A 19,211-nucleotide genomic window follows, 5' to 3' on the forward strand; every position below is an offset into this window, starting at 1 on the left:
CACCACAGCAAAAGAGCGGGCACCTGGTTTCCCAAGTACCCGCTCTCACAACCGACTTCACAGTCGGGACGACAGGATTTGAACCTGCGACCCCTTGACCCCCAGTCAAGTGCGCTACCAAGCTGCGCCACGTCCCGTGGTCTCGCTGCCGTTGGTGGAGCCTGGGGGGCTCTGCCGTGGGCTTCTCGACCTTGTCCCCGGTTGTCCCGGCGACGTGGAAAACAATACAGCACGTGGAGGGGTGCTCGCTGCCGGGTCGGGGTGGGTGGGTCAGGGGGTGGGGTGGCGGGCGTCGTACTTGAGGAAGGCGGGGCGGCGGGCGGCGAGGAGGAGGACGGCGGCGACGCAGGCGAGGCCGCCGGTGATGACGGAGGTGGCCGGGTTGGTGAGGGAGGCGACGGCGCCGGACTCGAAGTCGCCGAGGCGGGGGCCGCCGGCGACGACGACGATGAAGATGCCCTGGAGGCGCCCGCGCATCTCGTCGGGGGCGGCGACCTGCATCATCGTGTTGCGGAAGATCATGCTGACGGTGTCGGCGCAGCCGGCGACGGCGAGCAGCAGGAGGCCGAGCCAGAGGTTGTGGAGCGCGCCGAAGGCGGCGATGGCGAGGCCCCAGGCGGCGACGGAGGCGAGGACGGCGGCGCCCTGGCGGTTGATGCGGCCGACCCAGCCGGAGAAGAGGGCGCCGGCCAGGGCGCCGACGGCGGGGGCGGAGACCAGGAGCCCGACGGTGCGGGCGTCGCCGCCGTAGAAGGTGACCGCGATGGCGGGGAAGAGGGCGCGCGGCATGCCGAAGATCATCGCGGCGAGGTCGGCGAGGAAGCTGGTGCGCAGGTTGGGCTGCTCGCGCAGGAAGCGGAGGCCGTCGAGGACGGAGGCGCGGCCCTTGCGGTCGCCGAGGGGGCGCATGGCGGGCAGGCGCCACATCGCGTAGAGGGTGCCGGCGAAGGCGACGGTGTCGACGAGGTAGGCGGCCTGGGCGCCGTAGGTGCCGATGAGCACGCCGCCGAGCATGGGGCCGACGGTGAGGCCGAGGTTCATGCTGACGGTGTTCAGCGCATTGGCCGCGGGGAGCTGGTGGGCGGGGACCAGCCGGGGGATCATGGCGGACCTGGCGGGCGAGCTGAGCGCGAAGAAGCCGGCCTGGGCGGCGACCGCGGCGTAGAGGACGGCGACCTGGCCGAGGCCGGCGAGGGCCTGGACGGCGAGGACGGCGGAGACGGCGGCGAGCCCGGCCGAGCCGATCAGGCCGAGCCTGCGCCGGTCGACGCTGTCGGCGATCGCGCCGCCGTAGAGGCCGAAGGCGACGAGCGGGACGAGCGAGAAGAGGCCGACCAGGCCGGTGGCGAAGGCGGAGCCGGTCTGGTCGTAGACCTGGACGGAGACGGCGACGGCCGTCATCTGCTGGCCGATGGACGAGACGGCCTGGCCGAGCCAGACCCGGCGGTAGTCGGCGTGGTCGCGCAGCGGGCTGACGTCGGCGAGGGCGCGTCGGTACCAGGGGCGGGACTCGGGGCCGGGCGCGGGGTCGGCCGGCAGGGCGGCATCGGGGACCGGTGCGTCGGTGGGCACTGCGGAGGACCCGGGCGCCGGGACGGCGCCCGATACCGGCGCGGCGCCCGGTTCCGGCGCGGGGTCGGACGGCGCGGGGTCTGACGGCGGGGCTGAATTGGCAGGATGATTGGTCGACACAACCCCCCATCGTGCGCCCCGCCCGCCGCGCGCCCCGCACCGGGGCCCGGCTCCGGGCCGTCCTACCTGGTCAGGACCTGCTTCTCACCGGCCTCGACCGCGAAGTCGAGCCGGTTGCCCGGCGGCGGGAAGGGGCAGATGAAGTGGTCCGCGAACGCGCAGGGCGGCAGGTAGGCCCGGTTGAGGTCGAGGACGGTGTGCCCGTCCGCGTCCGGGGCGGGCAGGGCGATGAAGCGGAACCGGTAGGTGTCGATGCCGCTGGTGGCGTCGGCGATGACGCCGCTGAGGCGGTCGCCGGAGCCGCTGACGGTCAGCGTGCGGTGCTCGCCGGCCACGGTGAAGGCGATCTGCCCGGCGACGGCGAGCGGCCGCTCCTTCCCGTCCGCGTTGGGGACGAGGACGGACTGGTCGCCGGTGTCCTCGAACGGGGTGAAGACCGCGGGGACGGCCCACTCGGGCGAGTAGGGGTACGCGGAGATCCCCGCGAAGGCGGTCCGGGTCGGCGCGGCCGGATCGAAGACCCGCAGGGCGAGCTCGCCCTCCCGCTCGATCGGGACGAGCAGCAGGTCACCGAGGGTGGCGCGGTCGGCGGCCGGGTCGGTGTCGGGGCGGAGCAGTACCTCGCCGTCCACCGGCCCGTCGACGCCGTGGACGGTGACGCCCTCGGCCGCCTCCGCCCGGAGCCGGACGCCCTCGGCGTCGGTCCACCACTGCCCGGGCAGACCGGGGATCCGGGCGGGCTCGGGCTCCAGCCAGTGCGTGCCGGTGAGCGCCAGCTGGCCGTGCGGCGCGCTCACGGCCGCCGCCCGGTTGTCGCTCCAGTGCTTCCAGTCCTCCGCGGCCGTCGCCGTCATCGGTGAACCCTCCCACTTCGGTCCTCGGACGGCCCGCGGTTCGGGCCGCCCAGCTCGGTCAACCAGCACAACGCCGCGCGTCGGGACGGTTCATCCCGGCCCGCCGCAACCGCAACACGGCGGCAACACCGGGCCGAGGCCCCGGCGCCGCAGGCCGCCCGCCTCCCCGGAGGGCCCCGAACCCGGACAGGGGCCGGATCAGCCGTTCAGCGGCCGGAACAGCCCCTCCTGGACCACGGACACCACGAGCTGCCCGCTCCGGTCGTAGATCTGTCCGCGAGCGAGCCCGCGCGCACCGTGCGCGATCGGCGACTCCTGCTGGTAGAGCAGCCAGTCGTCCGTCCGGAAAGGGCGGTGGAACCACATGGCGTGGTCCAGCGAGGCCATGTCGAAGTGCCGGGTGCCCCAGAGCGGCTCGACGGGGGCGCGAACGGCGTCCAGCAGGGTCATGTCGCTGGCGTAGGTGAGGGCGCAGACGTGGATCAGCGGGTCGTCGGGCAGCTGCCCGTTGGTGCGCAGCCAGACGCCGCTGCGCGCCTCGACGCCGGCCAGCTCCTCCTTGGTCCAACGCAGCCGGTCGACGTAGCGGATGTCGAAGGGCTGGCGGCGGCTGATGAACGGGGGGAGTTCGCCGAGCCTGGATCCGACCTCCTCGAGTGCGCTGGGCAGGTCCTCGGGGGCGGGGACGTCCGGTATCGGGTGCTGGTGCTCGATCCCGCCCGCCTCTGGGAGGTGGAAGTCGGCAGTGAGGGCGAAGATCGACCGGCCGCCCTGGATCGCGAGCACCCGGCGGGTGGTGAAGGAACGGCCGTCGCGGATCCGGTCGACCTGGTAGACGATCGGGACCCCGGGCACGCCGGGGCGCAGGAAGTAGGCGTGCAGCGAGTGGACCGGGCGGTCGCCGTCCACGGTGCGCCCCGCCGCGACCAGGGCCTGTCCGGCGACCTGGCCGCCGAACGTCCGTTGCAGCGCCTCCTCGGGGCTGCGCCCGCGGAAGATGTTCAGTTCGATCTGCTCCAGGTCGAGCAGGTCGACCAGGTCGTCAACGGGGGTACCCATGGGTGCGTTTCCTCTCCGGGCCGTCGGCCGGGGCGGAGGTCTTCCGTCCGGTTGCCGGTGCCCGTCCTGATCGAATTCTCCAACCCACTCGAATTCTCCGGCGACCGGGGTCATTCCCGCCCGGCGGGCCCGAGGGGCCGGTTCACTCGAACGAGGCCTCGAACGACGAACCCGAACCCGCACCAGAACCGGAGCCCGCACCCGTCCCCGAACCGGAGCGCGAACCCGCACCCGCACCCGTCCCCGAACCGGAACCGGGCGGGGCCCCGGGGGTGCGCGGCGCCAGCCCCGACTGCCGCACCGTGATGTTGAGCCGCCCGGCCAGGCCCAGCTCCGGATCCGCCGTCCCGGGCAGCGTGCGCACCACGCCGTGGTACGCGAACCTGGCCGGACCGCCGAACACCAGCAGGTCCCCGCTGCGCAGCTCCAGGTCCGTCCACGGGCGAGTCCGCGTCTCGGTGTTGCCGAGCCGGAAGACGCAGGTGTCACCGAGCGAGAGGGAGACCACGGGGGCGTCGGCCCGCTCGTCGCGGTCCTGGTGGAGGCCCATCTTCGCGCCGTGCGGGTAGTGGTTGACGATCGCGGTGTCGGGCTCGTACCCGGCTGCGCCCGGGATGCCCGCGGGGTCCGGGCCGTAGGCGTCGGCGACGGCCTGACGGGCGAGGCGGCCGAGCTCGGGCGGGAAGGGCTTGACGGGCGCGCCGTCCTCGGCGACGTCGCGGTAGCCGTACGGGTACCAGTGCCAGCCCAGGCTCACCATCCGTACGGACATCGTCCCGCCGGTCGGCATGCGGACCGTGTGCAGGCCGGCCGGCGGGCGGGCCCACTCCCGGCAGGCGGCGACCAGGCGCAGCCTCGCCGCGGCGTCGAGCCAGCCGGGGAGGAGGACGGCGCCGGGGGCGGGATCGGAGCGCCCGCGCGCGGCAGAGGTCGCCGAAGGGTCACCGAACAGCTCACCCTGGATCACCCCACCATCCTCCCGCACGCGCCGACCACAGTCAGGGTCACGGTCGGCGCAGGCCGGTCACGATCGGCGGAGGCCGGTCACGATCGGCGGAAGCCGGTAACGATCGGCGGAAGCCGGTAACGATCGGCGGTAACCGGCCGACGGCAAGAGATCACAGCCCCCCGACGGCCGGAACCCGCCCCGCCGGGGCGGTCAGTCGCCCCCGGTCGCGTCGACGATCAGTCCGAGGTCCCGCGCACAGCTCGGCCAGGCCTCCCAGCCCTGCCGTCGGAGGATCTCCTCGGCGACGCTCGTCTGCTGGCGCCGCGTCGCGTGGTCCGGCCGGTCGGCGAACCGCAGGCCGTCGGCATCCACCCAGGTGGGCAGCCAGATCTGAAGGCCGCCGTAGTAGCCGTTGCCGGTGTCCGCCTGCCAGTCACCGCCGCTCTCGCAGTCGGCGAGCCCGTCCCAGATCAGGTCAGCGACCCGGTTCGCCGCACCGGCCGAGCCACCGGGAACCGTCAGCAGCGCCAGGACCAGCGCCGGCACCACGAACGGAACGACGAACGGACCGACACGCCGACCGACGAACCGACCCACGACCGGACCGACACGCCGACCGGCGAACCGACCGACGACCGGACCGACGACCGGACCACCGACCGAAAGCACGGTCGGCACGACCGGCACCCCGCCCCCACCCCCGTCACGCGAATGCCGCATAGCGCCCGACGATAGGCCCGCCGCCGCCCGCCCCTCCCCGACACGCCGGGAACGCCGACGGCCGCTCCCCCGCGCAGCGGAGGAGCGGCCGTGGTGTCGGCGCGAGGCCGGGCCGGAGGCCCTTGAACGAGCGTCAGACGCCCGCCATCCATCAGGTCACCGGAACGAGCCGCCGGAACGCATCACCGGAACGCATCACCGGACGAACCGCCGAGACCGGGTGACCGGGTGACCGGACTCAGATGCTCAGGGCCTGGCCCGGGAGGATCAGGTCGGGGTTGCCACCGATGACCTTGGCGTTGTTCTTGTACAGGTCGTGCCAGTCCAGGCCCTTCGCCGCGGCGATGGAGCTCAGGGTGTCACCGGACTTGACGGTGTAGCTGTCGCCCTTGGCCGGCTTGGCGTCGTTCGAGCCGGTCCAGGCGCCCTTGGCGGCGTCGTTCTTCGGCGCGGCCTTCGGAGCGGCGGCCTTCGGGGCGTCGCTCTTCGGGGCGGCGGCCTTGGGGGCGGCGGCCTTCGGGGCGACCTCGGCCTTGGCGGCCGGGGCGGGGGTCTGCGCCGGCTTGGCGGCCGGGGCGGCCGGCTTGGCGGCGGTCGCACCGGCGGAGGTGTCGACGGCGGCGGGGGCGCCGCCCTTGGTCAGGCCGGCCTTGACGGAGCACACGGGCCAGGCGCCCGGGCCCTGCGAGGCGAGAACCTTCTCGGCGACGGAGATCTGCTGCGCCTTGGTGGCCAGGTTGGCCTGGGAGGCGTAGGCGGTGCCACCGAAGGCGGCCCAGGTGCTGGAGGTGAACTGCAGCCCGCCGTAGAAGCCGTTGCCGGTGTTGATGGCCCAGTTGCCGCCGCTCTCGCACTGGGCGACGGCGTCCCAGGTGGAGACGGAGGCGGCGGAGGCCGAGGTGGCCGTGACGAGGCCGGCCACCGGCAGGGCCGCGACAGCGGCGCCCGCCACGACGGCCATCCGAACGCGGTTGCGCTTGGTGGCGGCGGTGGTGGTGGCAGCGGCGGTCTCGTTACGGAAGGTCATGGGGTTCCTCTCGACAGCCCCGGGCGGGCATGCGGAACCAGGCCCTGGAGAGGGCCGCGTTCGCTTGCCGCGTCCGTCGGACGGCCGTGCACGTGTCGGACGTGCCGCTGCCGCCCTGGCCACCCAGCCGCTCGCCGGGCGACCTGTTCGAGCGATCGCGTCGGCGGGCACCTGCCGCGCCCGGCGGGGCCGGGGAGGGGCAGGGCGTCGGGGGTGAACCCGGGTGGCGCTCGTTGCGCCGCCAATGAAGCTACGAGTCGGTCGACGGGTAAACCAAACCTCCACCGGTCTGCCCAGCTCAGCGAAGGGTTACCGGCGGTAATGACCAAGCAATCATGCCCGAATTGTCCGCTTTGGCCGTCAATTCGTAGATCAAACATCGAGGCCGCGTGACCCACCTCACCGTTTCAATCCGGCAGGCCTGCCACCGACATCGACACATTGCGACCACGAGAACACTCCTCGCGGTCGGATCCGAGGCAATTCCCGTCAGCCTCGACGGCCACCCGTGACGCCTGACACAAGGGCCCGTTGGTCATGGCGACCTCCCCGTCACCCGCCCCCGACCCCAACCGCACCCACCCGAGGAGACCCTGTGCCGCGCATGCTCGACGTCAGCGACGAGGTCCGGTCCGAGATCGGCGACGACGAGGCGGACCGCCTCCTCGGCGGCGACCGCGCACCGGACAGCTACGAGTGCACCTCCTGCCGCACTCCCGGCGACACCCACGTGGAGCCCACCAGCACCGTGCTGTTCGTGGGCGAGGAGACGGCCGTCCTCGCCTTCGCCCACGCCCGCTGCATCCCGTCCCAGGTGGTGCCGGTGGCCGAGGAGCAGCTGGTCGGCGCCGTCCGCAGCATCCACCAGGCGCAGACCGGCGCCCCGGCCGCGGATCCCGCCTTGGCCCAGGCTCCCGCCCCCGCCGCGCAGCAGACCGCGCCGGGCCAGGCCGCCATCCTCGGCATCACCTGCGGGCTGGTCCTGCACGGCAAGGTCGGGCACGCCTCACTGGTGGTCGAGCCGACGGGGCCGGTCGGCCGTCCGGGCAGCACCTCCGGCGAGGACGAGTTCCTCGACCTGCTCCAGGACGCCGGCTTCCAGCGCATCACCGACCTCGACGAGACCCCGGACCAGCTCTCCGGCTGGTCGGTCCTGGTGGCGATGGGCAAGCTGCACGCGATCCTGCAGCCCGCGGCGGCCGGCGGCAGCACCGGCTGGTGGCAGGCCCACCAGCCGCTCCAGGTCACCGACGCCTGGCGGCTGGCGGCGAGCCAGCTCTCCGAGGTGACGATGTACGCCGTCCCGGCGGGGATGGTCGGCCGCCAGCCCCGCGAGGACCTGCTCCGCCAGGCCCTCGAGCGGGCGGTGGCGCTCGGCCAGGTGGTCGCCGCCTCCCTCCCGCTCGCCGGCACCTGAGCCCCGCCCCTCGGCGCACCTGGTCGGCGCCGGGGCGCACGAGCCGAGCCCCCGCACCGGCCGGGTCCCACGGCAGCAACGCTCCCGCCCGCCACCGCTCCGCGCCCACGCCCCGCCACCGCTCCGCGCCACGCCCGGCCACCCGGCCGGAAGGCGGCCTCCACCGAGGCCGAGCCGCCTTCCGGCCGGGCCCCGGCACCCCGCATCCCCCCGCCCCCTCACTCGTTGGCCCCTGTGTGTACAGCTACGACGTCTCCTCGTCCCCCGGCCTGACCACCACCGCCCCCCGCTCCATCCCGGGCATGCGCCCGTCGTACGACGCGGAGCACCCCCACTCGACGACGCCGATCTACGACGAGCTGTACTCCGAGTACCGGCGGCTGTTCCGCGCGCTGCCGGGCGACCGCTCCGGCGAGGAGGACCTGAAGTTCACCGGCTTCGCGGTCCGCGACGCCTACTCGGGGCTGGGCGGCGCGTACCCGCAGCAGCAGTCCTTCCACACCTACGGGGGTCAGACGGCCGGCCTCCCGCAGTTCATGCCGAACCAGCAGGCCGCGCACTCCACCGCACACAGCACCGCACACAGCGCGGGCCACGGCACGGGGCACGGCGCCGGCCACGGCACCCATCACCACCTCGCCCACGGCACCGCCCACCACACCGGACACTCCGCGCACGCGGGACACACCGGCCCTGCCGGACACACGGGGCACGCGGGACACACCGCAGGCCACACGGCCGTCCCTGCCGGACACACGGGCCACAGCGCGGGCCACACCGGCCACCACCCGTCGCACCACACCGGCCACAGCCCCGCCCACCCCGAGCCCGCCGCCCCCACCAGCGACGGCTTCGGTCAGACCGCCACCGCCACGGACCCCGCCCCGGCCCCGTCCCCCGCCCCCCAGTTCACCAACGGCCAGGGCTGGGTGGCCGCAGGCTACCTCGGCCCGATCCCGCACACGGTGCCGGCACCGCCCCCCGCGCCCGCCCCGATGATGGGGACGGCCTCCGGCGTGGCCACCGCTCCGCCGCCGGCCGGCGGACGGCACCGCCAGATGCTCTCCCTCCCCCCGGGCCGCAACGGCGACCACCACTGACCGGAGAGCGGCCCCGGCCCGTCTCCGCCCTCCCGTTCCTCCCCTGCCGCGCCGCCGCTCCCCCTCCCTCACCTCCGGCGCCTGCCACGCCGCCCCTCCCCTCCCGCACCTCGCCGAGCACCCCCCGGCCACCCCGTAACAACCGGCGAGGGCCCCGCCACCAAGGTGACAGGGCCCTCGCACACGGCCGCCCCGACGAGGGCGACCGCTCGTACCGCAGCGGTGCCGGCACCGGGTATCAGCTACCCGGCACCGCCACCTCTCCTCCTACCTCTACTTCTTCTTGCGCTTCTCCCGCACGCGCACCGAGATCGAGATCGGCGTCCCGACGAAGCCGAACTCCTCACGCAGCCGGCGCTCGACGAAGCGGCGGTAACCCGCCTCGAGGAAGCCCGAGGCGAACAGCACGAAGCGCGGCGGGCGCACGCCCGCCTGGGTGCCGAAAAGGATGCGCGGCTGCTTGCCACCGCGGATCGGGTGCGGGTGGGCGGCGACCAGCTCGCCGAGGAAGGCGTTCAGCCGCGCGGTCGGGATGCGGGTCTCCCAGCCCTCCAGCGCGGTCTCGATCGCCGGGACGAGCTTCTCCATGTGGCGGCCGGTCTTCGCCGAGACGTTGACCCGGGGGGCCCACTGCACCTGGACGAGGTCGCGCTCGATCTCGCGCTCCAGGTAGTAGCGGCGCTCCTCGTCGAGCTGGTCCCACTTGTTGTAGGCGATGACGACGGCGCGCCCGGCCTCGACGGCCATCGAGATGATCCGGGTGTCCTGCTCGGCGAGGGTCTCGCTGGCGTCGATCAGGACGACCGCGACCTCGGCCTTCTCCAGGGCGGAGGAGGTGCGCAGCGAGGCGTAGAAGTCGGCGCCGGCCGTCAGGTGGACCCGGCGGCGGATACCGGCGGTGTCGACGAACTTCCAGGTCTTGCCGCCGAGTTCGATCATCTCGTCGACCGGGTCGCGGGTGGTGCCGGCCAGCTCGTTGACGACCACCCGCTCCTCGCCGGCGACCTTGTTCAGCAGGCTGGACTTGCCGACGTTGGGCCGGCCGATCAGCGCGACGCGGCGCGGGCCGCCGGGGGCGGCGTCGCCGAAGGTCTGCGGCGGGGCCTCGGGCAGCGCGTCCATGACGGCGTCGAGCAGGTCGCCCGAGCCGCGGCCGTGCAGCGCGGACACGGGGAACGGCTCGCCCAGGCCGAGCGACCACAGGTAGGCGGCCTCGGCCTCGGTGGACGGGCCGTCGACCTTGTTGGCGCACAGCACCGTCGGCTTGCCGGCGCGACGGATGAGCTTGATCAGGGCCTCGTCGGTGTCGGTGGCGCCGACGGTGGCGTCGACCACGAACAGCACCGCGTCGGCCTGCTCGATGCCCAGCTCGGCCTGCGCGGCGACCATCGCGTCGATGCCGAGGACGTCGATCTCCCAGCCGCCGGTGTCGACGACCTTGAAGCGGCGGCCGTTCCAGCTGGCCTCGTAGGTGACCCGGTCGCGGGTGACGCCCGGCTTGTCCTCGACGACGGCCTCGCGGCGGCCGATGATGCGGTTCACCAGGGTCGACTTGCCGACGTTCGGGCGGCCGACGACGGCCAGCACCGGCAGCGGGACGTGCTCGGCGCCGTCGAAGCCGTCCACGCCGTCGATGTCGTAGCCCTCCTCGGCGGCGAGGGCCATGAACTCGGCGTAGTCGGCGGCGTCCAGGCCGCCGTGATCGGCGGTGGAGTGCTCTGCGGTCATGTTCGTCTGTTCCGTTTCCCGGCCCGGCCCTTCCCAGGGGCGTGCCGTGCGTACCTGCCCCGGTCGGGGCAGCGCGAATCACTTCTCACGTCGCGCCTCGGCGGCGCGATCGCGTCCTACGTGCCGCCGGGGCGGCACCGCGGTGCGGTCGAGGGTTCCGGGCGTTCACGCCCCGGGGCTCTGGAAGCCCCGACCCGGTCAGACCGAGGACAGCCCGGCCCGCTCCTCCACCAGCGCGGCGATCCGGCCGATCACCTGCTCCAGGGTGAGGTCGCTGGTGTCGACCAGGACCGCGTCCGCGGCCTGGGTCAGCGGCGCCGTCTTCCGGGAGGAGTCGGCGGCGTCCCGGCGGGCCAGGTCGGCGGCCATCGCGGTGATGGTCGCCTCGTCGACGCCCTTGGCGCGCAGCTCGGCCGCGCGGCGCTCGGCCCGGGCCTGCTCGGAGGCGGTCAGGAAGACCTTGACGGTGGCGTTCGGGAACACCACCGTCCCCATGTCCCGGCCCTCGGCGACGATGCCGCGCTCGGCGACCTCGGCGCAGCCGCGCTGCAGCTCCACCAGTCGGGTCCGCACCGCCGGCACCGCGGACACGGCGCTGACCTGCGCCGTCACCTCGGGGCCGCGGATCGGGCCGGAGACGTCCTGGCCGTCCACCGTGATGGTGGGGCCGTCGGCGTCGGTGCCCGACACGATGACCGGCTTGCCGCACGCGACGGCCACCGCCTCCGGGTCGGTCACGTCGACGTCGTTGGCCAGCATCCACCAGGTCATCGCCCGGTACATGGCGCCGGTGTCCAGGAAGCTCAGGCCCAGTCGGGCGGCGACCGCCCGCGAGACGGTCGACTTCCCGGAGCCGGAGGGTCCGTCGATGGCGACGACGACCGGGGCGTGCGCTCGGTCGGCAGTGTCCACGGGGCCGAACCTCTCTCTGAGCATGGGAGCCGGAGCCTGGGCGGGCAGACGGCAGGGGATTGTCTTCCTCAAGGTTAATGGACCGGCGCCGGACCCCGGTCCGGGCCGGGTCACGTCCCGACTCACGTCCCGGATCACGACCCGGGTCAGTACCCGTGCATCCGCTCCAGGGCGCTCGTCAGGTCGGGCCCGACCGAGTTCTCCCTGCCGAGGACGCCGCGACGCGGGTCGAGCAGTCCGACGTACCAGTCCTCGTCGTCCGCGACCCGGAACAGGCAGGCCCACGTGAAGCGGATCACGGCGACCGGCCGGGCCTGCTCCGGATCGCCCCGGAGGTCGTCGACGACGAGCCCCTCCGTGGCCAGCAGGGCGGCGTCGTCCACCCGGCTGACCTGCCGCACCCGCTCGACCGTCCACCCGGCGGGCAGCTGTGCGGCGGCCAGCGCGGCCTGCTCGGCGGCCGGGTCCCCGCCCTCCCGGAGGACCTCCAGCACGGCGTGCCCGAGCCGGGGCCGCAGGTAGTCGCCATCCCGTTCGACGCCGAGCACCCCGGCGACGAAGGCCATCCGGCGCGGACCGGCGGGCTGCCGCCACTCGAACCGCACCTGGGAGACGTGCGAGGGGAAGGCGTTCTCCGTGAACACGTGCTCACGCCCCCACCAGCGGAAGTCCGTCCGCGGCCGGGGGCCGGTGCTCCACCGGGTGTGCGCGAAGAAGGCGGTGATCCAGCCGGACACGTACGGCCCGCCGGACTCGGACTCCCACTTGTACAGCGACCGCCAGAAGTCCTCGTCGACGGGCCCGCCGGCCGCGGTGGCGGCGATCTCGTCGAGCACCGGGAGCAGCTCGGCGAACCACGGGTCCAGCAGCGTGAACCTCCGGGCCAGCCCGCTGGCCTGCTCCGCCAGCAGCGACCAGTCCGCCGCCGTGCCCTCCAGCCGGACCCGCGGGATGCCGCACAGGGAGAGCCACTGGAAATCGCAGTAGGGGCTCACCGCGTCCATCAGCGCGACCAGCGCCGAGGAGACGTCGTCCGGCGTGGTCGTCGAGAAGCTCGGCTGGAACAGGTCCACCAGTTCGGCCCCGATCGCCTCGGCCAGCGGCTCCCGGACCAGCCGGATCGACCGGGACCAGTCGGGATCCGGCCCCAGCAGGGAGTCGTCGCGGACCACGATCGGCCGCCGGGTGCCGGGGACGGGCCCCGGCGCGGCGTCCGCGGCGGTCGTCGGAGCGGACCCGAAGACCCCCGCGTACGCCTCGGCGTTCAGCCGGACGTGCACCGCCACCTCGTGCACCACCGCGTACCAGAGCACGTCCGGTGACAGGCTCAGCGGCAGGTGCGCACAGAACGCCTGGTGGACGGCGCGCAGCAACAGGCTCCAGGTCGGCTCGTCCTCACCCTCGCCCCCGTCCCCGTCCCCTGCCGTGTCCGTACCCCCGCTCCCGGTCGCGCCCGCCGCCCGGCGCTCCCCCGGCAGGGCGAGCAGCGAGGCGGTGCTGCGGTGGTGGACGGTGAACTCGCCGCCGACCACCGCCGCCAGGAAGGCCTCGTTCCCGACGCCTTCCAACTCCCCCACGTCGCCCGGGCGTTCATCCGCTCCGAGCGGGATGTCGATGATCCTCATGCCGTCCCCCCCGAGCCGGAAGCATCGGCTGCTCCTCGGCCTCCTCCACGTACGCATCCGCCCCCGGCCTGCCAACCGACCAGCCGGCGAGCCGACCGGCCGCTCGGACGCCCCTCCGACCCCCGACCCCGCCGGGCGCCCCCACGACCACCGGCTCAGTCCCGTCAGTCCCGGACGCTCCAACCGCTGTGCCGCAGGGCCGCCGTGAGCGGCTTGACCGCCGCCGGAGCCACCGCCAGCTGGACGAAGCCCACCTGCTGGCCGGTCGAGTGCTCGATGACGACGTCCTCGATGTTGACCCCGGCCGCGCCGACCTCGCCGAACAGCCGGCCCAGCTCGCCGGGCTGGTCGCCGAGCACCACCGACACCGTCTCGTACCGGGTGGGCGGAGCGCCGTGCTTGCCGGGGATGCGGGCCTGCCCGGTGTTCCCGCGCCGCATGACCGCCTCGATCCCGGCCGCACCCGCCCGGCGCTCGCCCTCCTCGGCGGCCTCCAGGGCGCGCAGCGCGGTGACGGTGTCACCGAGGTCCGCGGCGACCTCCTCGAGGATGTCGGCGACGGCGCCCGCGTTGGCGGAGAGGATGTCGACCCACATGCCCGGGTTGGAGGCGGCGATCCTGGTGACGTCCCGGACGCCCTGGCCGGAGAGCCTTATGGCGGTCTCGTCGGCGTGCTCCAAGCGGGCGGCGACCAGCGAGGACACCAGCTGCGGGGCGTGCGAGACCAGGGCGACGGCCCGGTCGTGGGCCGCGGCGTCCATCACGATCGGCATCGCACCGCAGAGGGCGACCAGCTCCAGGGCGGCGTTGAGCGTCTCGGTGTCGGTGTCCGCGGTCGGGGTGAGCACCCACGGGCGGCCCTCGAAGAGGTCGGCGCGGGCGGCCAGCGGGCCGGAGCGTTCCCGGCCGGCCATCGGGTGGCTGCCGATGTAGTGCACGGTGTCGCAGCCGAGCGCGGCGACCTCGCTGCGCGGTCCGGCCTTCACGCTGGCCACGTCGGTGTACCAGCGGGCCAGGTTGCGGCGCTGGCAGTCGGCGAGCACCTTGCCGACCAGCGCGGGCGGGACGGCGATGATCGCCAGGTCGACCGGGCCGTCGGCCGGCTCGGTGGTGCCGGCGCCGAGCGAGGCGGCGGTCCGGGCGGCGTCGGGGTCGGCGTCCTCCAGGTGGACGGTCAACCCGCGACCGGCCAGCGCGAGTGCGGCGGAGGTGCCGATCAGTCCGGTACCGACGACGACGGCAGTGCGCATGGCGGGTCGCGCTCCTTCTCGAACTCTCGAAACTCTCGGACTCATCGAACCCTCGGGGTCCCGCCATCCTCTCGCATCCGCTCCACGCCCGCCGCCACCGCCCGTCCCCCGGACGGACGCCCGCCGCCACCGCGGGACCGCCCCGGCCGCCCGGCCGGATCCCCGGAGGGGCAACCGCCCGCCCCGCGCCCCCGTCCCAGTGAGTGCGGACGGCCGCCGGCCGCACACGCCGCCTCGGGGAATCCGGCGACGCCCGCCCCGCAGCGGGGCAGACTGGCCGCCGGGGGCGGCACGGGCGCCGCGCCCGCACCACGGGGCCGGGCCACGAGGCACCGAGCGCGGGACACCGGGCCCGAGCCACGAGGCCCGAACGACGAAGGACAGGAGCAGCGCAGGACACGGCCGACCCGGGACACGAACGGCCCGGGACAACGACGCAGGACGCCAGTACGCAGGGCACGCACACGCGGGGCGCCCGACCACGGGGCCCGCGGGAGCGCACGCAGGGGCACGCGAACGAAGGGGTTGCGCATGGACGATCAGCACAGCGGCGGGGCGGGGCAACCGGAACCGCCCGCGGTACCGGCCCATCCGTCGGTCCTGGACTCGGTCGTGGTCCACGCCGAGGGCGCGGTGTGCCGCCGCCGGGCCACCGTCCCGGTGCCGGCCGACGGCCGACTGCGGCTGACCGGCCTCCCGCCCTCCCTGGACGGCGGCTCGCTGCGCGCCCGGGTCATCGGCGGCCCGGCCGGGGCGGCGGTCACCGAGGCCCGGCTGGAGTGGCTCGCCGAGTTCCACGAGCCTGACGGACTTCCCCGGCTCCGAAGCGAGTTGGACGATGCCCTGGAACGCCTGGGCGCGCTCAACGAGCGCCACCGGCTGGTCCTGACCGCGATCGACGAGACCACTGCCCTGCGCGCGGTGCCGCCGCAGCGCCGCGAGGACGAGCCGCTGCGCCGGACGCCCGCGGAGGCCTGGCTGGAGCTCGCCGACTTCGTCGACGAGCGGCTGGCCACGCTCCACGAGCGCGCCGAGGAGCTCACCCGGGAGATCGAACTCGCCGACCACGAGCGCCGGTTGGCCTCCGACCGGCTGGACAGCGCGTCCACCGCCGGCCCCGCAGGGCCGGTCGGGACCGCCGTCACCGCGCTGCTCACCCTCACCACCGCAGCCTCCGCCACCACCACGGACGCCACCTCCCCGGACGCCACCTCCCCGGACGCGACCCCCCGCACCACCCCCACCCCACTCGAGCTCGAGATCGAGCTGGAGTACGGCGTCCCCGCCGCCCGCTGGGTGCCCGCCTACCGGCTCTCCTACCGCCAGGGCGAGGACACCGGCCGGCTGGTCCTGCGCGCCTCGGTCGCCCAGCAGACCGGCGAGGACTGGACCGGCGTCCGGCTGGCGCTCTCCACCGCCGACCTCCAGCGCCGCACCGACCTGCCCCGGCTCGGTTCGCTGCGGATCGGCCGCAGCCAGCCCGCGCCGCCGCCGTCCGGCTGGCGCGAGCCCCCGACCGGCCTGACCGACCTGTTCACCGGCTACGACGCGGCCGCCGAGGGCCGGCCGTCCCCGCGCCACGGCGGCCCGCGCCCCGCCGTGGGCCCGTCCGGCCGTCGACCGACCGCAGCGCACCCGACCGGCGCGCACCCGACCGGCGCGCACCCGGCCGCCGCCGACCTGGTGGAGGCCGACTTCCTGTCCGCCCGCAGCCCGCGTGGCGGCACCCTGGACGTCGACGAGCCGTTCCCGGCTCCCCCGCCGCCGACCGCCCCGGTCGCCCCGGCCGCCTTCGCCGGTTACGGCGCCGCACCCGTCGCCGCACCGGTGCCGCAGATGTCCGCGCCGCCGCCCGCCCCGGTGGCCCCGGGCGGGCCGCCCCCGGGTGCGCGACCCGAGGCCCGCCGGGCCCGCAAGTCGGGCGGTGGCGGCCTCGCCGAGGCCCTGGAGGCCCCGGAGGCCGCGCCCGCCGCAATCGCCCCGGACGCCGCCCTGCTCGACTACCCCGCCCTCGTCCTGGCCGGCCCCGACGCGCCCGCCGCCCAGCGCGGCACCCTGCGCCCCGGGGCCGGGCGGCCGGGCGGGGCGGACGGGGCCGGCGGCACGGACCCGTTCGGGTACGGGGGCCCGGCCGCCGCCTCCCCGGCCGCCGCCCGGGTGCGCCGGCTGACGCTCCCCCGCCACGCCGTCCCGCCCCGCGAGTCGGCCGGCTCCTTCGACCACCGCTTCGACGCCGCGGCGCCCGCCGACATCCCCTCCGACGGCACCTGGCACACCGTCACGATCGACGAGATCCCGCTGTCCGTCCGCCCCGAGTACGTCACCGTCCCCGCGGTCGAGGAGAAGGTGTACGCCACGCTGGTGCTGGCCAACCGGACCGACCGCGCCGTGCTGGCCGGCCCGGTCGAGGTCACCCTCGACGACGAGTTCCTGCTCACCGCGGCCCTGCCCACCCTCGCCCCCGGCGGGGATCGGCGCCTCGGCGTCGGCGTCACCGAGAGCATCGAGGTGGCGCGCCGCACCGAGCTGCAGGAGTCCACCGCGGGCATGCTGAACACCAGCACCGTGCTCGACCACCGGGTGCACGTCCGGCTGGCGAACCGGCTCGGCCGCGCCGTCACGGTGGAGGTCCGCGAACGGGTGCCGGTCTCCTCCGACGCCGAGGTCCGGATCGAGGAGCGGGCCGACTGGCACGCCCCGGCCGTCCCGACACCCGAGTGCCCGCCCAGCACCCGGCTCTGGCGGGTCGACCTGCCGCCCGGCGGCCGCGCCGAGCTGGACGGCGGCTACCAGATCAAGATCCCGGCCGGAAAGGCCATCGTCGGCGGAAACCGGAGGAACTGAAGATGCCCGGAGCGACCGTCCCCCTCCCCGTCACCGCCGTCACCTGCCTGGAGGACCGCGGCCAGGTCGAGCGCACGGCGACCGTCGAGCTGACCGCCGGGATCCAGCGGCTGCGCCTCGGCCCGCTCACCGCGCTCGCCGTCGACCGCACCCTGCGCGCCGAGAGCGCCGCCCCCGGCACCCGGGTGCTGGACGCCCGGATCGTCCGGGCCTGGACCCCGCGCGCCCCGCTGCCGCCGGGGCCGGAGGACTCCCGACTGCGCCACCGGCTGCACGAGCTGGAGGGCGAGAGCCGGCTCGCCGAGCAGACCCGCACCCGGCTGGAGGCCCGGCTGGCCCTGCTCGCCCAACTCTCGGCCGACCTGCTGCGCGAGGTCGGCGAGGGCGCCGGGGTCGGCGAGATCGAGCGCACCCGCTGGGCCCGCGAGCTGGACCGGGTGGACGCCGAGCGCGAGCGCCGCGGCGAGGAGCTGCGCGCCACCCACTCCCGGCTGCGCCGCCTGGAGGAGGAGCGCTCGCAGGCGCTGACCGCCCTCGACCGGGCCGAGGAGGAGCCGGCCGAGCTGGTCGCCCACCTGGAGCTCACCGTCGAGGCGGCGCAGCCCGGCCCGAGCGCGCTGACCGTCACCCACCTGGTGCCGTGCGCGCTCTGGCGCCCCTCCTACCGGGCCGCCCTGGACGGCGGGGAGCTGCGGCTGGAGTCGGAGGCGGTGGTCTGGCAGCGCACCGGCGAGGACTGGACGGGCGTCCGGCTCACCTTCTCCACCGCCCGGTCGGCCCTCGCCACCGACCCGCCGGCCGTCGCCGAGGACGTCCTGGTGCTGCGCGAGCGCACCGCGGAGGAGCGTCGCACGGTCGAGGTCGAACTGCGCGAGGAGACGATCAGCGAACTCGGTCCGGCCGCCGGGGTGCCGGGCGTGGACGACGGCGGGGAGGTCCGGGTGCTGCCCGCACCCGCCGCGGCCACCGTGCCCTCCGACGGCCGGGCGCACCGGGTGCCGCTGGGCTCGTTCACCGTGCCGGCCACCAGCGAGTACGCCTGCGCGCCGGAGCTGTCCCCGCTGGTCACCCAGGTCGTCCGGTTCCGCAACGCGGCCGGGCACCCGTTGCTGGCCGGGCCCGTGGAGCTGGTGCGCGGCAGCGGCTTCACCGGCCGGGGCGAACTGCGCTTCACCGCGGCCGGAGCCGGGGCCGAGCTGGCGTTCGGCAGCTCGGACGGCTACCGGGTGGTCCGCGAGAGCGAGAGCCGCCAGGCCACGGCCGGGCTCACCGGCCGCCAGACGACCACCCGGACGGTGCGGCTGCACCTGTCCCGGTTCTCCGGTCCGGAGGAGCGGGACGAGCAGGTCGTCACGGTCCGCGAGCGGGTGCCGGTCTCCGAGGTGGCGGCGGTCGAGGTCCGGCTGCGCAAGGAGGAGTGCTCCCCGTCGCCGGACTCCTTCGACGCCGAGGGCATCCTCCGCTGGGACGTGCCGCTCGGGCCGGGCGCCCGCCGGACGGTCACGCTGGTGTACGAGGTCTCCGCCGCCGGCAGGGTCGCCGGGCTCTGACCGCACCGGACGCCGGCGCCCGGGCCGCACCGGGCGCCGGCCCGGCCCGGCCCGGAGACCCCACCGGACACCGGGCCCCTCGTGACGACCGCTCAGGACCAAACCGGGTACAACAGGAACATGATCCTCCACCTCGCACCCCTGGACGACTGGCTGGCCGACCCCGGTCGGCCGTACGCCACCGCGTCGCTGCTCACCGACGGGTTCATCCACTGCTCGGCGGACGAGCAGACGGCGCTCGCGGTGGCCAACGCCTTCTTCGCCGACACTCCCGACCCGCTGATGGTGCTGCTGATCGAGGAGTCGCTGGTGGAGCCGATGGTCAAGTGGGAGGCCCCGAACGGCGCACCGCCGCCCGGGGCCACCCCCGACGTGCTCTTCCCCCACATCTACGGACGGCTGAACCGCTCGGCCGTCCAGGGCCTGCTGAAGGTCGAGCGCGGCCCGGACCACCGCTGGGCCACCCTCACCCCCTGGAGCTGAC

Annotated in this window: 14 protein-coding genes, 1 tRNA gene and 1 pseudogene; 5 read left to right on the forward strand and 11 right to left on the reverse strand. The window is 75.2% G+C overall.

The features are described from left to right. Positions 1-63: 63 nt before the first annotated feature. From ACIRS1_RS30620 to ACIRS1_RS30650, 7 genes and pseudogenes are all read right to left on the reverse strand, one after another. Positions 64-137: transfer RNA gene (locus ACIRS1_RS30620), tRNA-Pro, on the reverse strand. A 133-nt stretch (positions 138-270) separates the two neighbouring features. Continuing rightward, positions 271-1,572, reverse strand: coding sequence for an MFS transporter (locus tag ACIRS1_RS30625; RefSeq protein ID WP_396317973.1), 1,302 nt, complete (start codon positions 1,570-1,572; stop codon positions 271-273). Between the two features lie 182 nt (positions 1,573-1,754). Next, complete coding sequence (locus tag ACIRS1_RS30630) at positions 1,755-2,546, reverse strand: DUF1684 domain-containing protein (RefSeq protein ID WP_402845357.1); 792 nt, start codon at positions 2,544-2,546, stop codon at positions 1,755-1,757. 198 nt (positions 2,547-2,744) lie between these two features. Further along, positions 2,745-3,605: an acyl-CoA thioesterase II gene (locus tag ACIRS1_RS30635; RefSeq protein ID WP_360209922.1), complete on the reverse strand. Its 861-nt coding sequence runs from the start codon at positions 3,603-3,605 to the stop codon at positions 2,745-2,747. Between the two features lie 283 nt (positions 3,606-3,888). Continuing rightward, positions 3,889-4,569: pseudogene (locus ACIRS1_RS30640) on the reverse strand (alpha-ketoglutarate-dependent dioxygenase AlkB family protein); the annotation flags it as partial. A 195-nt stretch (positions 4,570-4,764) separates the two neighbouring features. After that, complete coding sequence (locus ACIRS1_RS30645; RefSeq protein ID WP_402845360.1) at positions 4,765-5,241, reverse strand: transglycosylase family protein; 477 nt, start codon at positions 5,239-5,241, stop codon at positions 4,765-4,767. Between the two features lie 271 nt (positions 5,242-5,512). Further along, entirely contained in the window at positions 5,513-6,301 is a 789-nt protein-coding gene (locus tag ACIRS1_RS30650; protein WP_402845362.1) for a transglycosylase family protein, read from the reverse strand. Positions 6,302-6,896: 595 nt separating this feature from the next. On the opposite strand from ACIRS1_RS30650, the gene ACIRS1_RS30655 reads away from it, so the two are divergent. Continuing rightward, positions 6,897-7,718: a hypothetical protein gene (locus ACIRS1_RS30655; RefSeq protein WP_387906561.1), complete on the forward strand. Its 822-nt coding sequence runs from the start codon at positions 6,897-6,899 to the stop codon at positions 7,716-7,718. A 236-nt stretch (positions 7,719-7,954) separates the two neighbouring features. Next, positions 7,955-8,818, forward strand: a complete 864-nt coding sequence (locus ACIRS1_RS30660; protein WP_402845364.1) for a hypothetical protein — start codon at positions 7,955-7,957, stop codon at positions 8,816-8,818. 273 nt (positions 8,819-9,091) lie between these two features. On the opposite strand, the gene der is transcribed toward ACIRS1_RS30660, so the two are convergent. The 4 genes from der to ACIRS1_RS30680 all read right to left on the reverse strand — a co-directional run bounded on the left by der (position 9,092) and on the right by ACIRS1_RS30680 (position 14,333). Next, the gene (gene der / locus ACIRS1_RS30665; protein ID WP_360209930.1) at positions 9,092-10,546 is read right to left on the reverse strand and encodes a ribosome biogenesis GTPase Der; all 1,455 of its coding nucleotides are present in this window, start codon (positions 10,544-10,546) and stop codon (positions 9,092-9,094) included. A 198-nt stretch (positions 10,547-10,744) separates the two neighbouring features. After that, the gene (gene cmk, locus ACIRS1_RS30670; protein ID WP_387906566.1) at positions 10,745-11,482 is read right to left on the reverse strand and encodes a (d)CMP kinase; all 738 of its coding nucleotides are present in this window, start codon (positions 11,480-11,482) and stop codon (positions 10,745-10,747) included. A gap of 122 nt (positions 11,483-11,604) precedes the next feature. Next, a complete protein-coding gene (locus ACIRS1_RS30675; RefSeq protein ID WP_402845366.1) occupies positions 11,605-13,083 on the reverse strand; it encodes a DUF4419 domain-containing protein in 1,479 nt (492 codons plus the stop codon). A 164-nt stretch (positions 13,084-13,247) separates the two neighbouring features. Continuing rightward, complete coding sequence (locus ACIRS1_RS30680) at positions 13,248-14,333, reverse strand: prephenate dehydrogenase (RefSeq protein ID WP_387906571.1); 1,086 nt, start codon at positions 14,331-14,333, stop codon at positions 13,248-13,250. A gap of 531 nt (positions 14,334-14,864) precedes the next feature. Between ACIRS1_RS30680 and ACIRS1_RS30685 the strand changes: the two genes are divergently transcribed. The 3 genes from ACIRS1_RS30685 (at position 14,865) to ACIRS1_RS30695 (ending at position 19,210) form a co-directional block, all read left to right on the forward strand. Continuing rightward, on the forward strand, positions 14,865-17,177 hold the full coding sequence (locus tag ACIRS1_RS30685; RefSeq protein ID WP_402845369.1) for a DUF4139 domain-containing protein: 2,313 nt from the start codon (positions 14,865-14,867) through the stop codon (positions 17,175-17,177). Positions 17,178-17,179: 2 nt separating this feature from the next. Further along, complete coding sequence (locus ACIRS1_RS30690; RefSeq protein WP_360209940.1) at positions 17,180-18,727, forward strand: mucoidy inhibitor MuiA family protein; 1,548 nt, start codon at positions 17,180-17,182, stop codon at positions 18,725-18,727. Positions 18,728-18,847: 120 nt separating this feature from the next. Further along, a complete protein-coding gene (locus ACIRS1_RS30695; protein ID WP_360209942.1) occupies positions 18,848-19,210 on the forward strand; it encodes a DUF952 domain-containing protein in 363 nt (120 codons plus the stop codon). Position 19,211: the final 1 nt, after the last annotated feature.

It is taken from the genome of Kitasatospora sp. NPDC101176, from assembly GCF_044768035.1.
Taxonomy (GTDB): domain Bacteria; phylum Actinomycetota; class Actinomycetes; order Streptomycetales; family Streptomycetaceae; genus Kitasatospora.